Raw genomic sequence first — 23,255 nt, forward strand, 5'->3', positions numbered from 1 at the left:
CGCCACCGACATGTTCCCCCATCGGCGCTGGATAGACTCGTCGGCATGTCTGGCCAGTCGTTGCTCGTGCCCGGGGAGCTGTCTCCCACCCGTTCCGTGCCCGGAAACATCCGTCGCCCGGAGTACGTCGGCAAGCCCGCGCCGACGCCGTACACCGGACCGGAGGTGCAGACCCCGGAGACCGTCGAGGCGATGCGGGTCGCCGGGCGCATCGCCGCGCGGGCGATGGCGGAGGCGGCGAAGATCATCGCTCCCGGGGTGACCACCGACGAACTGGACAGGGTGGCGCACGAGTACATGTGCGACCACGGCGCCTACCCGTCGACGCTGGGCTACCGGGGCTATCCGAAGTCGCTGTGCACAAGCCTCAACGAGGTGATCTGCCACGGCATTCCGGACTCGACCGTGCTCCGGGACGGCGACATCGTCAACCTGGACGTGACGGCGTACATCGGCGGGGTGCACGGCGACAACAACGCGACGTACCTGGTGGGCGAGGTCGACGAGGAGAGCCGGCTGCTGGTCGAGCGCACCCGGGAGTCCCTGACCCGTGCGATCAAGGCGGTCAGGCCGGGCCGCCAGATCAACATCATCGGCCGGGTCATCGAGTCGTACGCCAAGCGCTTCGGCTACGGCGTGGTCCGTGACTTCACCGGTCACGGCATCAACTCGTCCTTCCACTCGGGCCTGATCGTCCCGCACTACGACAGCCCGCACGCGACGACGGTCATCCAGCCCGGCATGACGTTCACGATCGAGCCGATGCTGACGCTCGGGACGCACGAGTACGACATGTGGGACGACGGCTGGACGGTCGTCACGAAGGACCGGAAGCGGACGGCACAGTTCGAGCACACGCTGGTGGTGACGGAGACCGGGGCGGAGATCCTCACGCTGCCGTAGTAGGTCAGCAGGGCCTGGACCCGCCCCCGAGGGGCGGGTCCTTTCTTGTGCGCCTTTGCCGACAACCTGTCGGCAAACCATTGACTTAGGTAAGCCTAACCAGAGAAAATCCACCCATGGATCTGCCCGTGGACTCGTTCTCATCACTCATCCGCACCGCTTCCCACGAACAGCACCTGGAGGCGGAGACCTCGACGTTCATGAGCGACCTGCTGGGCGGCCGCCTCGACGTCGGGGCGTACGCGCGCTACACCGAGCAACTGTGGTTCGTCTACGAGGCGTTGGAGGCCGGAGCCGAGAAGCTGGGATCTGACCCGGTGGCGGGCGGCTTCATCCGGCCCGAGCTGTTCCGGCTGCGGGCGCTGGAGCGGGACCTGGCGCATCTTCGGGGCCCGGGGTGGCGGGCGGAGGTGTCGGCGCTGCCCGCCACGCGGGTCTACGCGGACCGGGTGCGCGAGTGCGCGCGGTCCTGGCCCGCCGGATACATCGCGCACCACTACACGCGCTACCTGGGCGACCTCTCCGGGGGCCAGATCATCCGCGACCGGGTGGAGCGGACCTGGGGCTTCGAGAAGAAGGGCGACGGCGTGCGCTTCTACGTCTTCGAGGAGATCCCCAACCCGGCCGCCTTCAAGCGGGGTTACCGCGAACTCCTGGACGCGGTGCGCGCGGACGATTTGGAGAAGCAGCGGATCGTGGCCGAGTGCAAGCGGGCGTTCGCACTCAACACGAACGTCTTCCGGGCGCTGGGCGAGGAGTTCCCGCTGTCGGCGTGACGACCGCCGGCCGGGCCCCCTGGACGCAGGGGGCCCAGTACCGCGTCAGCGGTGGTTGTGGCAGTGCGCGCCGCCCCAGAAGATCCCGCCCGGCGCGAGGTCGATGGCGCCGCAGTACGGGCTGCAGACGATGTCGTCGTCCCCGCCGAAGTGATGGTGGCCGCTGTCGGCGACGGCGGATGACGCGTCGGCGGCGGTCAGGGCGACGCCCAGGGCGACGGCGGTCAGGGCTGCTCGGATACGCATGGTCTTCCGCTCACGTTGACTCCGTGGTCACGCCCAGAGGTCCCCGTTCGTCGCCGCGCACACCCGCGGGACCACGCGAACGGACGCCCGATCGACCACGACCCTCTGGTGGTCATTGTTCCAGGACGACCCGTCCGCCGACCTCCACCCAGCCCCCCGGCTGCGGAGCCGTGAGGAGCTGTGAGCCCGCGCCCTGAGTGATGTTCAGCGCGCGGCCCAGCCGGTCGGTCAGCAGCAGGGCCGCCGCGCCCGTCGCCTCGTCCTCGTCGATACCGTCGCCTCGGCCCGGGAAGGCGCGGGCCCGGACGCGGCCGGCCGCCTCGTCCTCCCAGGCCCACGCGTAGATCCACTCCCCGGGCGGCGGGACGGTCAGGTCGTCGACCTCCGCCGCCGTGGCGTACTGGCGCAGCGTGCGCGGCGGCACCCACTCCGCGTGCGCCTCGATCCAGCTGAACTCGCCGTCCAGCCGGGTGCCGACGACTCCGGCGGGCGTGACGAGTTCGGGCACGTCGAGCAGCCAGGCCGCCCCGACGCACGGATATCCGGCGAACGCCAGCCGCACGGAAGGGGTGTAGATGTCGATGACACCGCGCTCGGGGTCGTCCACGAACACGGTCTCGCTGAACCCGAGTTTCGCGGCGAACGCCTGCCGCTCGTCCCGGTCCGGCATCACGGACCCCTCCCGGACGACGCCCAGCTCATTGCCGTAGCCGCCGTTCGGTGCGCAGAAGACGCGCAGCACGTCGTAATCAGTCACGGGGAGATTGAAACACTGCGGCGGGGGTCCCGGTTCCGCACGTCCGCCGGGTGCGGTCGGCCGGTGATCTGCGTCACCGGGCATGACGGGGAACGGAACCTTTGAATCTCCTTTGACCTTCCCTTGGTGTCTGTTTTAGGCCATCCCGCGGTATCACTCAGGTAAGCCTCAGATAAGTTAGGCGAGCCTCACCAATATCTGTGATGACCATCACGCGATGTTTCAGCCAGCACCAGGAGCCCGCATGCGAGCCGCCAGACTGTCCGTCGTCACCGCCACCGCCGTGGCGGCCCTGACCGCCGTCACGGGATGCACGGAGAAGGGAAGCTCGGGCGGCAGCGGCCGCGTCATCGAGGTGACCGCCACCGACAGCAAGTGCGAGGTCTCCACGAAGGAGTTCCCGGCCGGTCACCTGGAACTCGCCATCGAGAACAAGGGCTCCAAGGTCACCGAGGTCTACCTCCTCTTCCCGGACGACCGGATCGTCAGCGAGCGGGAGAACATCGGGCCCGGCACCAAGCAGCGGGTCACCGCGGAGGTGAAGGCGGGCGACTACACGATCGCCTGCAAGCCCGGCATGAAGGGCGACGGCATCCGCCAGAACGTGAAGGCCACCGGCGGCACCGCGGCCAAGCGCGACCCGCGGCTCGACGCGGCCGTCGCCGCGTACCGCAAGTACGCGCAGGAGCAGGCCGACGCGACGATCCCGAAGGTGGAGACGTTCGCCGCCGCCGTCAAGGCCGGCGACCTCGACGCGGCCAAGAAGGCCTACGCCCCCTCACGCGTCGGCTGGGAGCGCACCGAGCCGATCGCCGAGTCCTTCGGGGACATCGACCCCGAGACGGACACCCGCGCCGACGGCCTGGAGAAGGGCCAGAAGTGGACCGGCTGGCACGCCCTGGAGAAGGCCCTCTGGCAGGACAAGAAGATCGGCGCCGAGCAGAAGACCCTGGCGGCCCAGCTGGTCACCGACCTCAAGGACTGGCAGCAGCGGGTCGGCAAGGCCGTCATCACTCCGACCTCGATGGCCAACGGTGCCAAGGAGCTCCTCGACGAGGTCGCCACCGGCAAGGTCACCGGCGAGGAGGACCGCTACTCGCACACCGACCTGAGCGACTTCAAGGCCAACGTCGAGGGCGCGCAGAAGGCGTACGAGCTCCTGAAGCCGGTCGCCAAGGAGAACGACGCGGCCCTGGTCACCGAGCTCGACAAGCAGTTCGCCGCGCTGAACACGCTGCTCGACAGCTACCGGACGGACAAGACGTCCGACGGCTTCGTCTCGTACGACACGGTCGGCGAGAACGATCGCAAGAAGCTGTCGGACGGTGTCAACGCGCTCGCGGAGCCGCTGTCCAAGCTCGCCGCCGCCGTCGTCACCAAGTCTTCCTGAGGCAGGGGCCATGACGGACACAACTCCCTCCCGCCGTGCGCTGATCGGCTGGGGCGGGGCCGGGCTCGCGCTCGGTGCCGCCGCTGCCGGTGGCGCGGTCGCGATGACCCGCACCGGCGACGAACTGGAGCCGACCGCCGCCGAAACCGGTGCCGCGGTCGAGTTCCACGGCACGCACCAGGCGGGCATCGCCACGCCCGTGCAGGACCGGCTGCACTTCGCCGCGTTCGACGTGACGACCGACGACCGCGCCGCGTTCGTGCAGATGCTGAAGGACTGGACGGCGGCCGCCCGGCGGATGACCGCGGGCAAGGCGGTCGGCGAAGGGGCCTACGGCGGTCTCGCCGAGGCCCCGCCGGACGACACCGGTGAGGCACTGGGGCTCAAGCCCTCACGGCTGACGCTGACGATCGGCTTCGGGCCGTCCCTCTTCGAGAGGTTCGACCTGGCGAAGGAACGGCCCGAGGCCCTCGTCGACCTCCCCCAGTTCGCCGGCGACAACCTCGACAAGAACCGCAGCGGCGGCGACCTGTGCGTCCAGGCCTGCGCGGACGACCCGCAGGTCGCCGTGCACGCGATCCGCAACCTCGCCCGGATCGGCTTCGGCAAGGTCGTCATCCGCTGGTCGCAGCTCGGCTTCGGCAAGACGTCGTCGACGACGCCCGACGCGCAGACCCCGCGCAACCTGCTGGGCTTCAAGGACGGCACCCGCAACATCGCGGGGACGGAGACGGACCGGCTGAAGAAGTTCGTGTGGGCGGACTCCACGAAGGACGCCCCGTGGATGAGCGGCGGCTCGTATCTCGTCGCCCGCCGGATCCGTATGCACATCGAGACCTGGGACCGCACCTCCCTGCAGGAGCAGGAGGACATCTTCGGCCGGGACAAGGGCGAGGGTGCCCCGGTCGGCAAGGCCAAGGAGCGCGACAAGCCGTTCCTGCCGGCGATGAAGCCCGACGCGCACGTCCGGCTCGCGCACCCCGAGTCCAACGGCGGGGCGACGATCCTGCGCCGCGGGTACTCCTTCACCGACGGCACGGACGGCCTCGGCCGGCTGGAGGCGGGCCTGTTCTTCCTGGCGTACCAGAAGGACGTCCGCGAGGGCTTCATCCGGATCCAGCGTCATCTGGCCACGGACGCCCTCAACGAGTACATCCAGCACGTGGGTTCGGCGGTCTTCGCCGTCCCGCCCGGCGTCCGCGACAAGGACGACTGGTGGGGCAGCACGCTGTTCTCGAAGGAGGCCTGACCCGTGTTCTCCAACTACCTGATCGGTCTGCGCGAGGGTCTCGAGGCCAGCCTCGTCGTCTGCATCCTCATCGCCTATCTGGTCAAGACGGACCGCAGGGACGCGCTGAAGCCCATCTGGATCGGCATCGGCGTCGCGGTCGCCCTCGCCCTCGGCTTCGGGTGCGCGCTCGAATTCGGCTCCCAGGAGCTGACGTTCGAGGCGCAGGAGGCCCTCGGCGGCTCCCTGTCGGTCCTCGCGGTCGGCCTGGTGACGTGGATGGTGTTCTGGATGCGGCGCACCGCCCGGCACCTCAAGTCCGAGCTGCACGGCAAGCTGGACGCGGCCCTCGCGATGGGCACGGGTGCCCTGGTCGCCACCGCGTTCCTCGCGGTCGGCCGGGAGGGCCTGGAGACCGCCCTGTTCGTGTGGGCGTCGGTCCGCGCGGCCGGTGACGGCACCCCGCGCCCGCTGGTCGGGGTGGCCCTGGGCATCCTGACGGCGGTCGTCCTGGGCTGGCTGTTCTACCGCGGCGCCCTGCGCATCAACCTCGCCAGGTTCTTCACGTGGACCGGCGGCATGCTGGTGATCGTGGCGGCGGGTGTGCTGGCGTACGGCTTCCATGATCTCCAGGAGGCCGACTGGCTGCCGGGGCTGAACAACAAGGCCTTCGACATCAGCGACACCATCCCCCCGGACAGCTGGTACGGCACCCTCCTCAAGGGCGTGTTCAACTTCCAGCCCGACCCGACGGTTCTTCAGGTCACGGTGTGGCTGCTGTACTTGATCCCGACGCTCGCGCTGTTCCTCGCCCCGGTAGGGTTCGCCTCCGGGAAGGGGAAGGTGAAGGCACCTGATGAGCAGGGATCGCGGCCCTCGAAGGCTCCGCAGGCTTGACCGGAGCGCACTGACAGCAGCCTCTGTGACCGCTTTGTCGTTGACGGCGAGCGGTTGCATGGTCGTGCACGGCGAGCGGGAGGTACTGCCCGCGACGACCAGGGCGGAGGCCGCCAAGGCACTTGAGCAGTTCACCACCGCGTACAACGCGGCGGACAAGGCGTACGACAGCTCGCTGGACGCCACCCATGTCACCGGCGCGCTCGCCGCCATCGACGCGGCGCGGCTGAAGGCCGGCAAGGCGAACAGCCCGAGCGGCAACGCCTCGCACACGCCGCTGAAGCTGTCGGACGTGACGTACACCATCCCGAAGAAGGCGGGCTGGCCGCGCTGGTTCGTCGCCGACGCGGCCGGCAACAAGGGCGGCACCGCGCGCTGGCTGCTCGTGTTCACCCGCAACGGCCTGAACGAGCCGTTCCAGGTGGCCTATCTGACCCTGGTGACCCAGGGCAAGGTGCCGGAGTTCAAGAAGGACGCGGACGGCTGGGCCGAGGCGGTCCCGGCGAACACGACCGATCTGGCCGCCGCGCCCGGGGACCTGAGCAAGGACTACGCGGGCTATCTGAAGAGCGGCGGGGACGTCTTCGCGGACGGCACGCACACCAGCGTGTGGCGTGCGCAGCGGGCGAAGGACGCCACCAGGCCGGGCCTCGCCACCCAGTACATCGACGAACCGGTGACCAACGGCGGCTACACGCCGCTGGCGCTGCGCACGAAGGACGGCGGGGCGCTGGTGTTCTTCGCCACGCACCACTACGAGAAGCAGACGGCCCACTCCGGTGCGGCGATCCCGACCCCCGGCCAGGCCGTGCTCGCGCTGACGGCCGGCGAGATCAAGCAGTCGCTCACCATGGAGTTCGTCTCCAACCAGGCGGCCCTCGACCCGGCGAAGGGCGCGGGCGGACAGCAGGTCGACGTGCTCGGGCGGATCCAGGGGCTGACGTCCGCAGAGGGTTCGTAGGAACCGGCGGGGTTCGTGGCGACCGGCGGGCGGCGGCTCGCTACCGGCGCAGGGGCCAGGCGGTGTTCGCGTGGTCCGGTTCCTCGCCGACATGGCGGGCGCTGCAGTCGGTGAGGACTTCCAGCAGGCTCAGCGGGTCGGGCAGCGGGTGTTCGAGGCCGCGTACCCAGTAGACGGCCTGGTCGCCGGGCAGACGGGCGGGCGGTATGAGGACGTAGGAACCGCGGCAGTGCCAGCGCAGGCCGGGGTGTTCGTCCGCCGTCTCGGGGTGGCAGTCCAGTTCGCACGGCCACCACTCGTCCTCGTCCTCGGGGGTGCCGCGGGTGAGGGTGAAGAACAGGAGCCGGCCGTCGTCGCTCTCGGCGACCGGGCCGACCTCGATGCCGTCGGCGAGCAGCCGCTGCAGTGCCTCGCGCCCGGCCTCCAGGGGGACGTCCAGGACGTCGTGGACCATGCCGGTCGCGGTGATGAAGTTGGCCTGCGGCTGGTGCCGGGCCCAGCGCTCGATCTGCGTGCGGTCGGTGGTCGACTGGGTCTGCCAGGCGAACGACACCGGGTGGCGGGCCGGAGTGGGACATCCCACGCGGTCGCAGGAGCACCGGTAGTCGAGTGTGGGATGCGCGGCGGGTGCGAGCGGCAGGCCCGCTCCGGCGGCGGCCAGCAGCAGGGCCTCACGGTCACCGGTGTTCCCGGCGGCCTCCTTCGGCCCGCGTGCGCGCAGCCAGTGGGAGATTGTGCCCCGCAGGCCGGTCCGGCCCTCCGACTCCGCGCTCATATACCACCCTCGCCTAGCTGTCGTGCGGAACAGCATGCCCTATCGTCCCATCTTCCTTTGCTCCGGGGGCCCGGAACCGACATCAGGGGGGACGTACCGGGCCGCGTCAGCGGGGTGCGAGGCCGTGGAGGGCGTAGTCGACGAGGGTGTCGGTGTAGTCGTGGGTGATCGGGCCGGTGTGCTGGAGCCAGCGCTGGGCGAGGGGGGAGACCCAGAGTTCGAGGGCGATGCGCGGGTCGATCTCGGGGCGGACCTGGCCGGCCTCCTGTGCGGAGCGGATCCGGTCGACGTACAGCTGCAGCGAGGGTGCGAGGAGCTTGGCGACGAAGACCCGGCCGAGCTGTTCGTCGACGACGCCCTCGGCCGCCAGGGCGCGGGACGGTGCTTCGTAGCGGGGGTCCTTGAGCTGGTCGACGGTGAGCCGCAGTACGGCCTTGAGGTCCGCGGCCAGGTCACCGGTGTCCGGGATGGCGTACGTGTCGTCTGGGCCTGCCTCCCGCGAGGCCTGTTCGCTCAGGTCGAGGAAGGCCTCAAGGAGCACCTCCGCCTTCGAGGACCACCAGCGGTAGATCGTCTGCTTGCCGACGCCGGCGCGGGCCGCGATGCCCTCGATCGTGGTCCTCGGGTAGCCCACTTCGCCGACGAGGGCGAGGGCGGCGTCGTAGATCGCGCGGCGGGACCTCTCGCTGCGGCGGGCGGTGTCGGGGGCGGGCTGCTTGACCATGGGGCGACGGTAGCAGGGTGGTGAGACGGGGCGTCTCGCCGTACGCCGGGAAGGACGCCGGAGCTAGGGCAGGGGCCAGGGGTCGCCCCAGGCCGCGTCCCTCGCCGCCTTGTACAGGTCGCCGTGGCGTTTGGTGACCGTACGGCGGTTCAGGTGTTCGTCGGACTCGCAGAGGTCGAGGAGGACCTGGCCCTTGCGGATCTGGGGGCGTCGGATCACCCGCGCGGGAGCGGGGGCGGCGGGGAGGCGGGTGGCCGCCACGTAGCTGAACTTCTCGTCCTCGTACGGCAGGGAGCCGCCCTTGACCTTGCGGTGGAGGGAGGAGCGGCTGACCCTCATCGCGAAGTGGCACCAGTCCTCGCCGGGGGCGATCGGACAGGCGGCGCTGTGCGGGCAGGGTGCGGCGATGCGGAAGCCGGCGGCGAGCAGGCGGTCGCGGGCCTCGATGACACGGGCGTAGCCGGCCGGTGTGCCGGCCTCGACGATCACGACCGTCTGTGCCGAGGCCGCCGCGGTGTCCACGAGGTCGGTGCGGTCGGCCGGGGTGAGTTCGTTGAGGACGTAGGAGACGGTGACCAGGTCGGTCGGGGCCAGGGTGAGGTCCTTGCCGATCCTGGCGCGCTGCCAACGGGCGTTCTTCAGGGCCGGGTTGGCGGCGGCGATCTCACGTCCGAGGGTGAGGGCCGGGTCGGACCAGTCGAGGACGGTGACCGTGCGCGCGCCCGGCCAGGTGGCGGTGACGGCCCAGGTGGCGGCGCCGGTACCGCCGCCGACGTCGGTGTGACCGGAGGGCGTCCAGTCGGGGGTGGCGTCGGCGAACGCCTCCAGCGCGGCGTGCACCGCCTCGAAGGTCGCGGGCATGCGGTAGGCGGCGTAGGCGGCCACGTCCGCGCGGTCGCGGAGGATCGGGGCGTCGGTGGGGGTGGCTCCGCGGTAGTTCGCGATCAGGCGGTCCACCGCCTGGGCCGCCTGCTTCGGGGGGAGGCCTTCGAGGAGGGTGGCGAGGGTGGTGCGGAGGGTTTCGGCCGGGGGTGCGGGGGCGGTCACCCGGTGATTCTATGGCGGGCGGTGAGGGGTTTTTCTCGCCCCCGCCGCCCCTTCCCGTCCCGTCCCTGGGGGCTGTGCCCCCAGACCCCCCTTCGGCCCCTGAGGGCTTCGTCCTCAAACGCCGGACGGGCTGGATCGTCACGCCCCTCTCACCGCTCGCGCCATTCTCGTCGCCGCCTCCGCCCTCGGGCGGTTGTCCGGGGGGCGTCTTCTGGGGTGGACCGTGTTGGCGAGGAGGACCACGAACGTGTCCGTGGCCGGGTCCAGGACCAGGGACGTCCCGGTGAAGCCCGTGTGGCCTGCAGCTCCCCGGCCCGCCAGGTCGCCCATGAACCACTTCTGGTCGATCGCGAAGCCCAGGCCCGGTGGGGTGAGGAGGAGTTCCACGAAGTCGGGGCCGAGGATGCGGGCGGGGCCGTACGCACCGCCCGACAGCAGGGTGCGGCAGAAGATCGCCAGGTCCCCGGCCGTCGAGAACAGGCCCGCGTGACCGGCCACCCCGCCCAGGGACCAGGCGTTCTCGTCGTGGACCACGCCCCGCAGCATCCCCCGGTCCGCCTTGGCCCACGGCCGGCGCTGGTCCTCCGTGGCCGCCGCCTGCGGGCAGGGTCCGAACCGGGTGGCCGTCATGCCGAGGGGGCGGGTGATGCCCTCGTGGACGAGGACGTCGAGGGAGCGGCCGGTGATGCGTTCGAGGACGTGCTGGAGGAGGAGCGGGTTGAGGTCAGAGTAGGTGTAGGTGCCGGGGACTCCGATGGGCGGCTCGGCGCGCAGGAGGCCCAGGCGTTCCTCGTCGTCGGCGCAGTCGTGGAAGGGGAGCTCGGGACGCAGACCCGAGGTGTGGGTGAGCAGTTCACGGACGGTGATGCCGTAGGTCACCGCCGCCGTGAACTCCGGCAGGTAGGCGCCCACCCGTGCGTCTATGCCCAGCGTGCCCCGCTCGATCTGCTGCACCGCCGCCACGGCCGTGAACAGTTTGGTGAGGGACGCGAGGTCGAAGGGGGTGTCCACCCGTGCCGGGACTCGTGCCTGCGGTGGCAGTTCCACGCCCGCGTCGGTCTCGGGGTCGTAGGAGGAGTAGCGGACGGCCCAGCCCGACGCCTCCTGCACGGCGAGCACCGGACCGCGCCCGGCGGCCAGGACGGCGCCCGCGGCCCAGGGGCGTTCACCGGTGGTGAGGGCGTGGAACTCCCGGACCAGCCGACGGAGTTCGCCGGGGTCGAGCCCGGCCCGTTCCGGTGTGTCGGTGCGCAGTCTCGGTGCGCTCAGCTCTCCGCCCCCTCCGTAGTCGCACGCCTGTTCCAAGGACGGCACATTGTCATGAAACAGGTGAGCGCTACCAGTGCTGCCGCCAGTTGGACGACCGCCATCGGGACGGCCGTGTCCTCTCCGGCCATCCCGACCAGCGGGGAGGCGATCGCGCCGATGAGGAAGGAGGACGTGCCGAGCAGGGCGGACGCGGAGCCCGCGGAGTGCTTGGTGCGCAGCAGGGCGAGGGTCTGGGCGTTGGGCAGGGCGACGCCCATCGCGGACATGAGGACGAACAGCGCGGCGGCGACGGGGGCCAGGCCCACCTCGCCGAACACGCCGGTCGACATCAGCAGCAGAGCGGCGGCCGCCGCGGTCACGACCAGCAGGCCCACGCCCAGGACCCGGTCCAGGCCGACCCGTCCCACCAGCACCTTGCCGTTGATCTGGCCGACCACGACGAGTCCGACCGAGTTCACGCCGAACAGCAGGCTGAACGTCTGCGGAGAGGCGCCGTAGATCTCCTGGATCACGAAGGGCGACGCCGAGATGTAGGCGAACAGCGCGGCGAAGGCGAAGCCGCCGGTGAGCAGGTAGCCGGCGAAGGGCAGGTCGGAGAGGAGTCGGCGCATCGAGTGCAGGGCCTCGCCGACGCCACCCGTGTGGCGCTCGGCCGGGGGCAGGGTCTCCGGCAGCCGCGCCCAGACGAGTGCGGCGAGGAGCGCGCCGATGGCCGTGAGGACCACGAACACGCCCCGCCAGTCCGTGACCCGCAGGATCTGCCCGCCGATCAGCGGCGCCACGATCGGCGCGACCCCGCCGATCAGCATGAGGGTGGAGAAGAAGCGGGCCATCGCCACACCGTCGTACAGGTCCCGGACCACGGCCCGGGCGATCACTATGCCCGCGGCGCCCGCGAGGCCCTGCGCAAGGCGGAAGCCGACCAGGAACTCCACCGTCGGCGCGACGGCGCACAGGGCGGTGGCGACGACGTACACCACGAGACCGGCCAGCAGTGGGCGGCGGCGGCCCCAGCGGTCGCTCATCGGGCCGACCACCAGCTGTCCGAGCGCCATGCCGAGCAGACAGGCGGTGAGGGTGAGCTGGACGGTGGCGGCGGGCGCGTGCAGGGCGCCGGTGACCTCCGGGAGCGAGGGGAGGTACATGTCCATCGCCAGCGGTGGCGTGGCGGTGAGACCGCCGAGGAGCAGGGTGACGAGCAGGCCGGTGCGGCGTACGGCGACGACGGACGCCGCCGGGCCCGGGTCCGGTCTCGCGTCCGCCTGCTGCTCCAGGTGCGGTGTCGGTGCGCCCTGCTCGGGCATGTGCCCCTCCCTCTTCGTTGGATCCGCCACCTATGCTCTCAGCTCGTACAGGGTGGCCAGGATCAGGTGAGCGAGGGTGGAGCCGGGCATGACGGAACAGAGCGTGCGCTGGGGGATTCTGGCGACGGGCGGGATCGCGGCCGCCTTCACCGCGGACCTGGTGGACCTTCCGGACGCGGAGGTGGTCGCGGTGGCCTCCCGGTCCGAGGCCTCGGCGAAGGCGTTCGCGGAGCGGTTCGGGATCGGGCGGGCGTACGGCGACTGGGGCGCCCTCGCCGAGGACGCGGACATCGATGTCGTGTACGTCGCCACCCCGCACGCGGCGCATCGCGCGGCCGCGGGGCTGTGCCTGGCCGCCGGGCGGAACGTGCTGTGCGAGAAGGCGTTCACGCTCAACGCCCGGGAGGCCGGGGAACTCGTCACGCTGGCGAAGGACCACGACCGCTTCCTCATGGAGGCCATGTGGATGTACTGCAACCCGCTGATCCGGCGGCTCAAGGCCCTCGTCGACGACGGCGCGATCGGTGAAGTACGCACCGTGCAGGCCGACTTCGGGCTCGCCGGACCCTTCCCGCCCTCGCACCGGCTGCGGGACCCGGCACAGGGCGGCGGCGCGCTCCTGGACCTCGGGGTGTACCCGGTGTCGTTCGCGCACCTGCTGCTCGGGGAGCCCTCCGACGTCACCGCGAAGGCGGTGCTGTCCGAGGAGGGCGTCGATCTGCAGACGGGCGCCCTGCTGTCCTGGGACGACGGGGCGCTCGCCTCGCTGCACTGTTCCCTGACCGGCGGCACCGCCACGATCGCCTCGGTCACCGGCTCGCTGGGCCGGATCGACATCCCGAACGGCTTCTTCCACCCGGACCGTTTCGTGCTGCACCGCGACGGGCGCGACCCCGAGGAGTTCGTCGCCGACCCGGCCGACGGGCCCCGCAACAGTCTCAGGCACGAGGCCCGCGAGGTGATGCGGGCGCTGCGGGCCGGTGAGAGGCAGTCGCCGCTGGTGCCGTTGGAGGGCACCCTCGCGGTGATGCGGACGCTGGACGCGGTGCGGGACCGGATCGGCGTCCGCTACCCGGGAGAGGCCGGCGGGGAGGCGGTCACGCGCGCGTGAGCCCCTGGTTTCCCACCTCCGTGACGAGGGAGGCGGCCGTGGTGACGGGCGCCCCGGGGGTGGTGACGTACGGCAGGGTCCTGAAGTCGGCGCGGGCCTCGGTCCGGCCGAGGGTGACCGTCGTGTAGCCGCGTCTGCCGTCGTAGAACTTCAGGTGGGGGTTGGCGGTCATGTAGGTCGTCCAGTTCGAGGGTCTCTCGCTGCCGTCCTTGCCGCTGGTGACGGACGTGGTGACGATCTCGGTGCCGAGGGTGCGCGAGAGCGGGTCGTCGAAGTCGTCCTTGATGTCGAAGGCGTACCCGCGGTGGAGGTCGCCGGTGAGCACCATCAGGTTCTCGATCCCGGCCGCCCTGACGCCGTCGAGGACGCGGCGGCGGGCGGCGGGGTAGCCGTCCCAGGCGTCCATCGAGACCTTGGCGACAGGGTTGAGGTCGAGTTTGCGGCCGGAGAAGCAGACCTGCTGGGCCAGCACGTTCCACAGGGCCGGGGAGTCGCGCCAGCCGTCCAGCAGCCACCTCTCCTGGGCGGCGCCGGTCATGGTCCGTGCCGGGTCCTCGGAGTCGGGTCCTGGGACGTGCTGTGCGCCGTCGTAGGCCTGGTCGGAGCGGTACTGGCGGGTGTCGAGGACGTCGAACCGGGCCAGCGTGCCCCACTGGAGGCGCCGGTAGAGCTGCATGTCGGGGCCGACGGGCAGCTGCGGCGGGCGCAGTGGCTGGTTCTCCCAGTAGGCGCGGTAGGCGGCGGCGCGGCGCAGCAGGAACTGTGCCGGCGGGACGGCGTTCTCGGGGATCGAGCCGGCGTAGTTGTTCTCGGTCTCGTGATCGTCGAAGGTGACCACGAAGGGGTGCCTGGCGTGCGCGGCCCGCAGGTCGGGGTCGGTCTTGTAGAGGGCGTAGCGCAGCCGGTAGTCCTCCAGCGTGCCGGTCTCGTGGTCGAACAGCTTGGGCAGGACGCGGTCGGTGTACTCGCGGGCACCGCCCACCGCGTCGACGGCGTACTCGTAGAGGTAGTCGCCGAGGTGCAGGACCAGGTCGACGTCGTCCTCGGCGAGGTGGCGGTACGCGGTGAAGTAGCCGTCGTGGTAGGCCTGGCAGGAGACGGCGGCCAGGGTCATCGAGGCGACGGGGCCGTCGGCGGCGGGCGCCGTGCGGGTGCGGCCGGTCTCGCTGAGCCAGGTGCCCGCGCGGAAGCGGTAGTAGAAGACGCGGCCGGGGTCCAGCCCCTCGGCCTCGACGTGCACGGTGTGGTGGAACTCGGGGTGCGCGACGGCGGTGCCCTTGGCGACGACCGTCGCGAACGCCTCGTCCTCGGCCACCTCCCAGTCGACATCGACGCGTTCGGCGGGCAGTCCGCCGTCGGGCTGGTAGGGGGCGGGTGCGAGCCGGGTCCACAGGAGCACCGAGCCGGGCTGCGGGTCCCCGGACGCGACGCCGAGGGTGAAGGGGAAGTCGTCGATGCGAGCCGCGTCGAGTTCGGCCGCGGCGGCCGTACCGGTCGCGGGCAGGTCGACGGCGAAGGCGAGCGCGGCGGCCGCGGCGGTGAGGCCCAGAAAGCGGCGGCGGCCGATGGAGCGAGCGGCGGCGCGCAGTTCACGGGTGTGCCCCTGCGACCAGCTTGATGTGATGGTCATTCTTTTCCTCCCGTCACAGTTGAGGGAGGAGAGGGCGGCGACCCGGCGACGACACACGCTCACCGGGGCGGCAGCACCCGGATGGCGGACAGTCGCCTGTGTGGCGCGGCGGCTCACCTACGCTGCGGGGCCATGGACATCACGAAGCCCATGGACGTCAAGAACGTGAGGACCGCCGTCGTGACCGGCGCGGGCTCCGGGATCGGCCGCGCGGTGGCCGTGGAACTGCTGCGTACGGGCTGGTCGGTGACGCTGGCCGGACGCCGGACCGAGACGCTGGAGGAGACGGCGGCCCTGATGCCCGAGGGTGCCTGTCTCGCCGTCCGCACGGACGTCTCGCGGCCCGACGAGGTGGCCGCGCTGTTCGCCGCCGCCGTGGACCGGTTCGGTCGGGTGGACCTGCTGTTCAACAACGCGGGGACGTTCGGTCCCGGCGGGGTGCCGGTGGAGGAGCTGCCGTACGACGCCTGGCGGCACGTGGTGGACACCAACCTCAACGGGGCGTTCCTGTGCGCGCAGGCGGCCTACCGGCAGATGAAGGACCAGGAGCCGCGGGGCGGCCGGATCATCAACAACGGGTCGATCTCGGCGCACACCCCCCGGCCGCACTCCGTCGCCTACACCGCGACCAAGCACGCGCTGACCGGCCTCACCAAGGCGCTGTCGCTGGACGGGCGGCCGTACGGCATCGCGGTCGGGCAGATCGACATCGGCAACGCGGCGACCGACATGACCGCGAGCATGCGGACCGGGGCGCTCCAGGCCAACGGGGAGGTCGTACCGGAGCCCGTCATGGACGTGGCCGACGTGGCGCGCACCGTGCGGCACATGGCGGAGCTGCCGTTGGAGGCGAACGTGCAGTTCGCGACGGTGCTGGCGACGGCGATGCCGTATGTGGGGCGGGGCTGAGCGGTGCGGGTCGCGGCCTGACGGTCGATTTCCACAAGCGGAATCTGTTCGTCCGGCCCCTCCGGCGCCGGTCGGCGGCCTATGCTCATCACATCTACTCCATAAGAGCTACACATATGGAGGGATCGCATTCCGCCTACCGCCCGAGGGGGGAGGCGGCGGCCGTCCATGGACCGGGTGGGGGTGGATCTCGGGTGGGACCCCGGGATGCACACCGGTCCGTGGACGGCCGCCGCACATTCTCAGCTCGCACACAACCCTTCTCAGCCGGCACACAAGCCTTACTCACGGCTCCGCAATCCTTCGTCCATACCTTGAGGGCGCGCCCACAGCGGGCGCCAAGAACCTTCGAGGAACGGGATGTTTGGCATCTATCTCAAGCGCGAGCTGGGCCGGCGCAAGAAGGCGGCCCTCGTCATCGCTCTGGGTCTGGCGCTCGGTATCGCGCTGGTCATCACCGTCAACTCGGTGTCGGCCGGTATGACACAGGCTCAGGACAAGGTCCTGAAGTCGCTCTACGGCCTCGGCACCGACATGACCGTCACCAAGACCAGGACGGCCCCGACGTCCGGCAGTTCGGGCAGACCTAACTTCCAGTTCGACGCGAACTCCAACGACAGCGACGACACACAGAGCTCCGACCGCGTGATGACCCAGGGCGGTCAGGCCCTGGCGTCCAGCGTGGTCACCAAGGTCGCCAAGCAGAGCGGCGTGGCGAGCGCGGTGGGCGCGCTGACCCTGAACGTCACCAAGGTCGACGGCTCCTTCACCCAGGGCAAGGCGCAGAGTTCCGGTGGAAACACCGGGAACAGCGGCCAGGGCGGTCCCGGCGGCAACGGCGGAAGCAGCGGCAGCACCGCCGCACCGCAGGTCCAGGGCGGTGGCGCCAACTTCGACGTGAACTCCTACTCCGTCGCCGGCGTGGACGTCAGCGACCAGACGCTCGGCCCGCTGGCCGGCTCCAAGATCACCACCGGCAAGACCTTCACGGCCACGCAGACGAACGCGAAGGTCGCGGTCGTCAGCAAGTCGTACGCCAAGGAGAACTCCCTCAAGGTCGGCAAGACCCTGACGATCTCCGGCACCAAGTACACGATCATCGGCATCGCGACACCCGACAGCAGCGAGTCCACGACCGACGTCTACCTGCCGCTGAAGCAGGCCCAGACGCTGGCCGACGCCAAGAACCAGGTCACCACGATCTACGTCAAGGCGACCGACTCCCAGCAGATCGACGCGGTCAAGGCGGCGATCCAGAAGAACATCTCCGGTACGACCGTCACGACCTCCGCCGACCTCGCGGAGACCGTGTCCGGCTCCCTGTCCACCGCCTCCAACCTGGCGACCAGCGTCGGCAAGTGGCTCTCCGTCGCCGTGCTCGTCGCCGCCTTCCTGGTGGCCGCGCTGCTGACCTCCTCGGCCGTCTCCCGCCGGGTCCGTGAGTTCGGCACCCTGAAGGCGCTCGGCTGGCCCAGCCGCCGGGTGACCCGGCAGGTCGTCGGCGAGTCGATGGTGAACGGCCTGCTCGGCGGCGCCCTCGGCATCGGCCTGGGCCTCGCGGCCGCGTACGCCGTGACCATGGTCAGCCCCAAGCTGACCGCGCAGCTCGGCAACACCGGCGGCGGCGGTGCGGGCGGCCCGGGCGGTGGCGGCCCCGGCCGGCAGTCCACCCAGAGCACGATGGAGATCGCCCTGACCGCACCGGTCTCGATGACCACCATCGCGCTCGCGGTCGGCCTCGCGGTCACCGGCGGTCTGATCGCCGGGGCGATGGGCGGCTGGCGTGCCTCCCGGATGCGGCCCGCCGACGCGCTGCGCAGCGTGTCGTAACACCCCTGTGCCGGGGCGCCGCCTCCACTCCCCCGGGACGCGGCGCCCCACTCCCTCTTCCTGTCCACGGCCTCTATACGGCCTCCATACGGCCTCTCTACGGAGCTCTCATGTACAGACTCACCGGCGTCACCAAGCGCTACACGCGCGGCAAGGAGACGGTGGAGGCACTGCGCGGTGTCGACCTCACCATCGAGGACGGCGACCAGCTCGTCATCCAGGGCCCGACCGGCGGCGGCAAGTCGACCCTCCTCCAGATGATCGGCGGACTGGACCGGCCGACCGAGGGCAGCGTCGAACTGGACGGCGTCGACCTCGCGAAGATCAGCGAGGCCAAGCTGACCCGGCTGCGCGCCGAGAAGATCGGCATCATCTTCCAGTCCTTCAACCTGATCCCGACGCTGACCGCGCAGGAGAACGTCGAGACGGCACTGGTCCCGCTGGGAGTGAAGGGGACGGAACGGCGTGAGCGAGCAGCCGAGGCCCTCCGCTCGGTCGGCCTCGGTGAACGGCTCACCCACGCGCCCTCCGAGCTGTCCGGCGGGCAGCAGCAGCGGGTGGCCATCGCGCGTGCGCTGGTCAAGAAGCCGAAGGTACTGCTCGCCGACGAGCCGACCGGCAACCTCGACGAGTCGATGCGGGACGAGATCATGGCCCTGCTGGAAGGGCTGTGGCACGAGTACGGACTGACCTTCATCCTGGTCACCCACGACTCGTCGATCGCCCGCCGGGCGCCGCGGCTCGCGACGATCAAGGCGGGGCAGATCACCTTGACCGAGCAGGAGCCGCAGCGGTCCCGGCAGCCGCTCGCGCAGGGTTAGCAGTCGCTCGTCGAGTTCGGGCCGCTCACCCGGGGCGGGCCGGCCCGGAGCGCGCCGCTCACCCAGGTCGGGCCACTCGTCCGAGTCGGACCGCTCGCCCGGGGCGGGCCACTCGCCCAGGTCAGGCCGCTCGCCCGGGGCGGGCCGCTCGCCCGGGGCGGGCCGCTCGCCCGGGGCGGGCCGCTCACCGTTCCAGAAGCACGTTGATCTCGGTCAACTGCTCGGCGGTGAGCGGCCCTTTCTCCATCGCGCCCGCGTTCTGCTCGGCCTGGGCCACGGAACGGAACCCCGGGATCGGGACCGTGCGGGGGCTGCGGGCCCACAGCCAGGCGAGCGAACCCTGGGCGAGCGTACGGCCGTTACTCGTGAGGATCTCCTTCAGCGCGTCGATCCTCGCCAGCCACTCCGGGTCGGCCTGCGAGCCGTTCCCGAAGCCCTGGAGCCAGGCCGGGGGCCTGCTGCGGATGTCGCCGGCGTCCTGCGACCCTTGGCGCTTCCCGGCCAGCAAACCCATCGCGAGCGGGCTGCGGTTGATGCTGGCGAGGTCCAGTTCCTCCGCCAGGGACAGCATGCCGGGCGCGTCCTGGAGGACGTTCAGCGCGTGCTGTACGGCCGTGCAGTGCTCCCCCTCGGCGAACACTGCGGCGCGGGCCGGGTCGTCGGTGCTCCACGCATACGCCCGGATGAGCCCCTCGTTCACCAACTCCTCGCAGGAGTCCCGGAGTTCGGCGGCGCGTGCCGGGTCCAGGTCGGACAGGTGCAGCTGGTAGAGGTCGACGTGGTCGGTGCCGAGACGGCCCAGGGACGCGGTGAGCGCACGGCGGACGTAGGCGGGGGTGTCGTCGCTGCCGGTGAGGGTGCGGGTGTCCTCGTCGAAGACGTTGCCCCACTTGGTGGCGACGACGACATCGTCCCGGCGCTTGCCCAGCGCCCGCCCCAGCACCCGCTCGCTGTGCCCGGCGCCGTAGGTGTCCGCCGTGTCGAAGAAGGTGACGCCGAGGTCGAGAGCGCGCCGGACCGCCCGTACGGACTCCTCGTCGTCGACCCGGCCCCAGCCGAGGGGCTGCCCTTCGGCGTCCTGCCATTCGCCGCCGATCGCCCAGCAGCCGAAGCCGAGCGCGCTGACCTCGATGCCGGAACGGCCGAGAGTGCGTGTGGTCTCGCGTTTGCTCTCCATGCCCATGAACGCTAGGAGTTGGAGTGCGCTCAAGGGCAAGAGCCGTACGAGAACTTATGCCTGCCCGGTCTCGAAGCGGGAGATCCTGCCGTCCTCACCGACGGTGAAGTCCCAGCGGGTGCGCATCTCGCCCCAGGCGTCGTTGCGGTAGTGGGCGAGGAGGGAACGGCCGCCGTTGGACTCGTTGTCGACGTCTAGGTGGCCGTTGGAGGAGAAGATCTCCCGGTCGGCCCACTCGTCGAGGTCGCGGTCGCTGCCGTCGTCCGCCATGGTCGCGCCGGGCGCGAGCAACGCCCCGAAGGCCTCGCGGTCATGGGCGTTGACGGCGGTGACGAAGGCGCGGACGGCAGGGTCGCGCAGTCGGGCGGTCTGAATCGTCATGCCAGTCAGACTCACACCGCCCCCGCGAGGCCGCCACCCGAACGGCGGCTCGGGTGTCCCCGGCGGGTGTGAGCGGTGCAACGGTGGAAACGCGAGGGGGGTCCCGTTCCGCTTCTTGCACTTCTCGCACTTCTCGCACTGGGAGTCATCGTGACCGCTTACGACCGACGTGATCTGGGCCTGCTGCTGCTCCGGCTGGGAGCCGGGGGTGTGCTGGCCGCCCACGGCGCGCAGAAACTGCTCGGCTGGTTCGGCGGGGGCGGCATCGAGGGGACCGGCCAGTTCATGGAGTCCGTCGGGTACGCGCCGGGCCGGGCGAGCGCGACGGCGGCGGGCCTGGCCGAGGCGGGCGGCGGCACCCTGCTCGCCCTCGGCCTCGCGACCCCGGCGGCGGGTGCGGCGGCGGCCGGCGCCATGGCCGGCGCGTCCGCGGTGCACGTGCCCAACGGCTTCTTCGCCCAGAGCGGCGGCTACGAGTACGCGGCCACGCTGGGTCTGACGGCGGCCGGCCTCGCCGTCACGGGCCCGGGCCGGCTCTCCCTGGACCACGCGCTCGGCCACACCGTCAACCGGAGCTGGATGGTGCCGGCGGCGCTCGGAGCCACGGGACTGGTGACGGCTCTGGTCGTGGGGGCGCGGAACCGGCGACTGCGGGAGAAGAAGGACGAGGACGACACGCAGACCGCCCTGTTCGAGGAGCAGGAGGCGTTGTTCGGGGAGTAGCGGCTCATGGGAAGCTGCCCCGCATGACTGACTACGGCAGCACGCCTGCCGACGACCTCTGGACATCCGTGGACGCCCTGTGGGCCTGGCTGGAGAGAGACCAGCCGGTGGGCGGCCGCGAAGGCCTCCTCCTGCGCATGCTGAAGCTCTCCGAGGAGGTCGGCGAGGTCTCCGAGGCCGTCATCGGCGCGACGGGCCAGAACCCCCGCAAGGGCGTCAGCCACACCTGGGAGGACGTACAGGGCGAACTGTGCGACGTCGTCATCACGGCCCTGGTGGCGCTGCGCACGCTGACGCCCGACAGCAGGGAGGTCTTCCACCGCCATCTGACCCGGGTGACGGAACGCTCGCTGGGCCCCGAGGCGGCCTGACCCCTCACCCGATCGGCCTACGCCCCCGGGCACCCCGCACCGCACCCCTCGGACGATGAACCGGACGACGGCAGCGGTCGGAGGAGCCCCGTGAACGACACCCCTGAGGCGGACTACGCGGCCCGTATGACCCGGGCGGTCAGGGGAGCGACCGAGGCGGGCCTGGCCGGGCTCCTCATCACCCCCGGCCCCGACATGGTGTGGCTGTGCGGCTACGGCCCCACCCCGCCGACGGCACGCCTCACCCTCCTCGTCCTCGTCCCCGGCTCCGAACCCCGCCTGCTGGTCCCGGCCCTGGAACGCCCCGACGCGGAAGCGGCGCCCAGCGCGGACAACGTCCGCATCTCCGACTGGAGCGACGGCCAGGACCCCTACGCCGCCGCCACCGGCCTCCTCCTCCCCAACGGCCGCTACGGCGTCTCCGACACGACCTGGTCCCTGCACCTCCTCGGCCTCCAGGAAGCCCTGCCGTTGACGACCTACCGCCCTCTGAACGTCGCACTCCCACTCCTGCGCGCGGTGAAGGACGACCACGAGGTGGCCCGCCTCGCGGCGGCGGGAGCGGCGGCGGACGCAGCGTACGAGGAGCTCCTGACCCTCCGTTTCACCGGCCGCCGCGAAACGGACGTGGCCGCCGACCTGACCCGCCTGCTGCACGAACACGGCCACGCCCAGGTCGACTTCCCGACAGTCGCCTCCGGCCCGAACAGCGCGAACCCGCACCACGAGACCGGCGCCCGGATCATCGACCCCGGCGACACGGTCGTCCTCGCCATCGCCGGCCTCGTAGACGGCTACGGCTCCTCCCTCACGCGCACGGTCCACGTGGGCGAGCCCACGGAGGACGAACGCACGGCCCACGACCTCGTCCGTACGGCTCAGCAGGCGGCCTTCGAGGCGGTCGCCCCCGGCGTCTCCTGCCAGGACGTCGACCGCAGAGCCCGCCGGGTGATCGAGGACGCCGATCACGGCGCGTACCTCGCCCACGGCACCGGTCACGGCGTAGGCATCACGACGAACGAACCGCCGTATCTGTCCGAGGGCGAGGAGCCCCCGCTGATGCCCGGCGTGTGCTTCTCGATCGGCCCGGGGGTGTACCTGCCGGGCCGCTTCGGCGTACGGATCGAGGACGTCGTGACGTGCACGGCGGAGGGGGCGCGACGCCTGAACTCGACGGGGCAGGGGATGGCGGTCGTGGAGTGAGCTTTTTCCCGACGCTCTATACCGTCACACCCTGCTCCACCCCATCGACCGGTCTCCCGCCGCAGCCGCTACGACCGCTGCAGCGGGAAACGGGCCAACGAATCGTCTCCGACGGAACGGCGCCTTTCTCCGGGCGGCGAGTTCCTGATGGGCTCGGAGGACAGCCAGGGGTTCCCGGCGGGCGGCGAGGGCTCGGTACACCTGCCCCCGTTTCATGGCTCTTGAGCAAGCTCATCCCCCACCCGGCGTCCAGGCGGCCACCAGGTGGAGGAGACCGAGGAAGCGGCCGCTTGGGGTCGTCTACGCGGACGTGGCTGTGGCGCTCCAGGCCGTTGCGCTGAGTCGTACAGCCATAGCCCTAACAAGGACGTTCCCAACTTCTGCTACAACTACCGTGTGGATCTGTCCATTTCCGCCTCAGAAGCCCGGTTGCTGCGCCATCTCGCACTGGCGGACATCCCTTACACCCTCAACGATGCAACCCCGCTTGCTGTGCGAGGACTCGACGAAGAGCACGTGCACGAAGACGTACTGTCGCTCACGTGGAGAGGGATGGTGGCGGCTGATGGTGGCCGCCTTTCGATCACTTCACTCGGCACAGCAGCGCACTACGCGTCCGAGGCCGAAGAACTGTCAGCACGTCTGGTTGACGTGTGCACGTTGACTGACGAGCTCGAACGTCTAGCTCCCGCCCTTGATCACCAAACACACGCTGTACGTCAAGTTGCCCAAGGAATCTGGTCGCTGGAGCAGGCGACACGGTATGTCTCGGGTATACCGACTGGCCCTTCGAAGTGACCGCATACCTACATCGCGGACCGC

Annotated in this window: 24 protein-coding genes; 14 read left to right on the forward strand and 10 right to left on the reverse strand. The window is 71.0% G+C overall.

Features of this window, described 5'->3' with window-relative positions:
• Window positions 1-45: 45 nt before the first annotated feature.
• Window positions 46-903 (forward strand): type I methionyl aminopeptidase, encoded by an 858-nt coding sequence (map, locus tag ACZ48Z_RS07650; protein WP_468734893.1) that lies wholly within the window; start codon window positions 46-48, stop codon window positions 901-903.
• Between the two features lie 128 nt (window positions 904-1,031).
• Complete coding sequence (locus tag ACZ48Z_RS07655) at window positions 1,032-1,679, forward strand: biliverdin-producing heme oxygenase (protein ID WP_468735222.1); 648 nt, start codon at window positions 1,032-1,034, stop codon at window positions 1,677-1,679.
• A 45-nt stretch (window positions 1,680-1,724) separates the two neighbouring features.
• Here the strand turns inward: ACZ48Z_RS07655 and ACZ48Z_RS07660 are convergent, their stop codons facing one another.
• Entirely contained in the window at window positions 1,725-1,925 is a 201-nt protein-coding gene (locus tag ACZ48Z_RS07660) for a hypothetical protein (protein WP_468734894.1), read from the reverse strand.
• Between the two features lie 112 nt (window positions 1,926-2,037).
• Window positions 2,038-2,682, reverse strand: a complete 645-nt coding sequence (locus ACZ48Z_RS07665) for a PhzF family phenazine biosynthesis protein (protein WP_468734895.1) — start codon at window positions 2,680-2,682, stop codon at window positions 2,038-2,040.
• Window positions 2,683-2,926: 244 nt separating this feature from the next.
• On the opposite strand from ACZ48Z_RS07665, the gene efeO reads away from it, so the two are divergent.
• Genes efeO through ACZ48Z_RS07685 form a run of 4 tightly spaced genes read left to right on the forward strand, consistent with a single transcriptional unit; the run spans window position 2,927 to window position 7,158 of the window.
• Entirely contained in the window at window positions 2,927-4,072 is a 1,146-nt protein-coding gene (gene efeO / locus ACZ48Z_RS07670) for an iron uptake system protein EfeO (protein WP_468734896.1), read from the forward strand.
• A gap of 10 nt (window positions 4,073-4,082) precedes the next feature.
• Window positions 4,083-5,321 (forward strand): iron uptake transporter deferrochelatase/peroxidase subunit, encoded by a 1,239-nt coding sequence (efeB, locus tag ACZ48Z_RS07675; RefSeq protein WP_468734897.1) that lies wholly within the window; start codon window positions 4,083-4,085, stop codon window positions 5,319-5,321.
• A gap of 3 nt (window positions 5,322-5,324) precedes the next feature.
• Window positions 5,325-6,197 carry an iron uptake transporter permease EfeU gene (efeU, locus tag ACZ48Z_RS07680; RefSeq protein WP_468734898.1) on the forward strand — a complete coding sequence of 291 codons (873 nt, stop codon included), beginning with the start codon at window positions 5,325-5,327 and terminating at the stop codon, window positions 6,195-6,197.
• Entirely contained in the window at window positions 6,157-7,158 is a 1,002-nt protein-coding gene (locus ACZ48Z_RS07685; RefSeq protein WP_468734899.1) for an SCO2278 family lipoprotein, read from the forward strand. Before efeU ends, ACZ48Z_RS07685 begins: the two co-directional genes overlap by 41 nt.
• A gap of 40 nt (window positions 7,159-7,198) precedes the next feature.
• Here the strand turns inward: ACZ48Z_RS07685 and ACZ48Z_RS07690 are convergent, their stop codons facing one another.
• The 5 genes from ACZ48Z_RS07690 to ACZ48Z_RS07710 form a co-directional block, all read right to left on the reverse strand.
• Window positions 7,199-7,933 carry a bifunctional DNA primase/polymerase gene (locus ACZ48Z_RS07690; protein WP_468734900.1) on the reverse strand — a complete coding sequence of 245 codons (735 nt, stop codon included), beginning with the start codon at window positions 7,931-7,933 and terminating at the stop codon, window positions 7,199-7,201.
• Between the two features lie 106 nt (window positions 7,934-8,039).
• Window positions 8,040-8,657, reverse strand: a complete 618-nt coding sequence (locus ACZ48Z_RS07695) for a TetR/AcrR family transcriptional regulator (RefSeq protein ID WP_468734901.1) — start codon at window positions 8,655-8,657, stop codon at window positions 8,040-8,042.
• Between the two features lie 63 nt (window positions 8,658-8,720).
• Entirely contained in the window at window positions 8,721-9,704 is a 984-nt protein-coding gene (locus tag ACZ48Z_RS07700; RefSeq protein ID WP_468734902.1) for a small ribosomal subunit Rsm22 family protein, read from the reverse strand.
• A 138-nt stretch (window positions 9,705-9,842) separates the two neighbouring features.
• Complete coding sequence (locus ACZ48Z_RS07705) at window positions 9,843-11,018, reverse strand: serine hydrolase domain-containing protein (RefSeq protein WP_468734903.1); 1,176 nt, start codon at window positions 11,016-11,018, stop codon at window positions 9,843-9,845.
• On the reverse strand, window positions 10,970-12,277 hold the full coding sequence (locus tag ACZ48Z_RS07710) for a multidrug effflux MFS transporter (RefSeq protein WP_468734904.1): 1,308 nt from the start codon (window positions 12,275-12,277) through the stop codon (window positions 10,970-10,972). The genes ACZ48Z_RS07705 and ACZ48Z_RS07710 overlap by 49 nt, the downstream gene beginning before the upstream one ends.
• A gap of 88 nt (window positions 12,278-12,365) precedes the next feature.
• On the opposite strand from ACZ48Z_RS07710, the gene ACZ48Z_RS07715 reads away from it, so the two are divergent.
• On the forward strand, window positions 12,366-13,388 hold the full coding sequence (locus ACZ48Z_RS07715) for a Gfo/Idh/MocA family protein (protein WP_468734905.1): 1,023 nt from the start codon (window positions 12,366-12,368) through the stop codon (window positions 13,386-13,388).
• On the opposite strand, the gene ACZ48Z_RS07720 is transcribed toward ACZ48Z_RS07715, so the two are convergent.
• On the reverse strand, window positions 13,375-15,018 hold the full coding sequence (locus ACZ48Z_RS07720; protein WP_468734906.1) for an alkaline phosphatase D family protein: 1,644 nt from the start codon (window positions 15,016-15,018) through the stop codon (window positions 13,375-13,377). The genes ACZ48Z_RS07715 and ACZ48Z_RS07720 overlap by 14 nt on opposite strands.
• 150 nt (window positions 15,019-15,168) lie before the next feature.
• Here ACZ48Z_RS07720 and ACZ48Z_RS07725 point away from each other — a divergent pair, with 150 nt between their 5' ends.
• The 3 genes from ACZ48Z_RS07725 to ACZ48Z_RS07735 all read left to right on the forward strand — a co-directional run bounded on the left by ACZ48Z_RS07725 (window position 15,169) and on the right by ACZ48Z_RS07735 (window position 18,578).
• Entirely contained in the window at window positions 15,169-15,927 is a 759-nt protein-coding gene (locus tag ACZ48Z_RS07725) for an SDR family oxidoreductase (RefSeq protein ID WP_468735223.1), read from the forward strand.
• A 360-nt stretch (window positions 15,928-16,287) separates the two neighbouring features.
• On the forward strand, window positions 16,288-17,757 hold the full coding sequence (locus tag ACZ48Z_RS07730) for an ABC transporter permease (protein ID WP_468734907.1): 1,470 nt from the start codon (window positions 16,288-16,290) through the stop codon (window positions 17,755-17,757).
• Window positions 17,758-17,867: 110 nt separating this feature from the next.
• Complete coding sequence (locus ACZ48Z_RS07735; RefSeq protein ID WP_468734908.1) at window positions 17,868-18,578, forward strand: ABC transporter ATP-binding protein; 711 nt, start codon at window positions 17,868-17,870, stop codon at window positions 18,576-18,578.
• Window positions 18,579-18,762: 184 nt separating this feature from the next.
• Here the strand turns inward: ACZ48Z_RS07735 and ACZ48Z_RS07740 are convergent, their stop codons facing one another.
• Both ACZ48Z_RS07740 and ACZ48Z_RS07745 read right to left on the reverse strand, forming a co-directional pair.
• On the reverse strand, window positions 18,763-19,755 hold the full coding sequence (locus ACZ48Z_RS07740; RefSeq protein ID WP_468734909.1) for an aldo/keto reductase: 993 nt from the start codon (window positions 19,753-19,755) through the stop codon (window positions 18,763-18,765).
• Between the two features lie 54 nt (window positions 19,756-19,809).
• Window positions 19,810-20,136 carry a nuclear transport factor 2 family protein gene (locus ACZ48Z_RS07745; RefSeq protein WP_468734910.1) on the reverse strand — a complete coding sequence of 109 codons (327 nt, stop codon included), beginning with the start codon at window positions 20,134-20,136 and terminating at the stop codon, window positions 19,810-19,812.
• 150 nt (window positions 20,137-20,286) lie between these two features.
• On the opposite strand from ACZ48Z_RS07745, the gene ACZ48Z_RS07750 reads away from it, so the two are divergent.
• The 4 genes from ACZ48Z_RS07750 (at window position 20,287) to ACZ48Z_RS07765 (ending at window position 23,231) form a co-directional block, all read left to right on the forward strand.
• Window positions 20,287-20,859, forward strand: coding sequence for a DoxX family protein (locus ACZ48Z_RS07750; RefSeq protein ID WP_468734911.1), 573 nt, complete (start codon window positions 20,287-20,289; stop codon window positions 20,857-20,859).
• Window positions 20,860-20,882: 23 nt separating this feature from the next.
• Window positions 20,883-21,230 (forward strand): MazG-like family protein, encoded by a 348-nt coding sequence (locus ACZ48Z_RS07755; RefSeq protein WP_468734912.1) that lies wholly within the window; start codon window positions 20,883-20,885, stop codon window positions 21,228-21,230.
• Between the two features lie 126 nt (window positions 21,231-21,356).
• Window positions 21,357-22,433, forward strand: a complete 1,077-nt coding sequence (locus tag ACZ48Z_RS07760) for an aminopeptidase P family protein (RefSeq protein ID WP_468735224.1) — start codon at window positions 21,357-21,359, stop codon at window positions 22,431-22,433.
• A 396-nt stretch (window positions 22,434-22,829) separates the two neighbouring features.
• On the forward strand, window positions 22,830-23,231 hold the full coding sequence (locus tag ACZ48Z_RS07765; RefSeq protein WP_468734913.1) for a hypothetical protein: 402 nt from the start codon (window positions 22,830-22,832) through the stop codon (window positions 23,229-23,231).
• Window positions 23,232-23,255: the final 24 nt, after the last annotated feature.

The organism is Streptomyces sp. NPDC031225 (assembly GCF_055570355.1).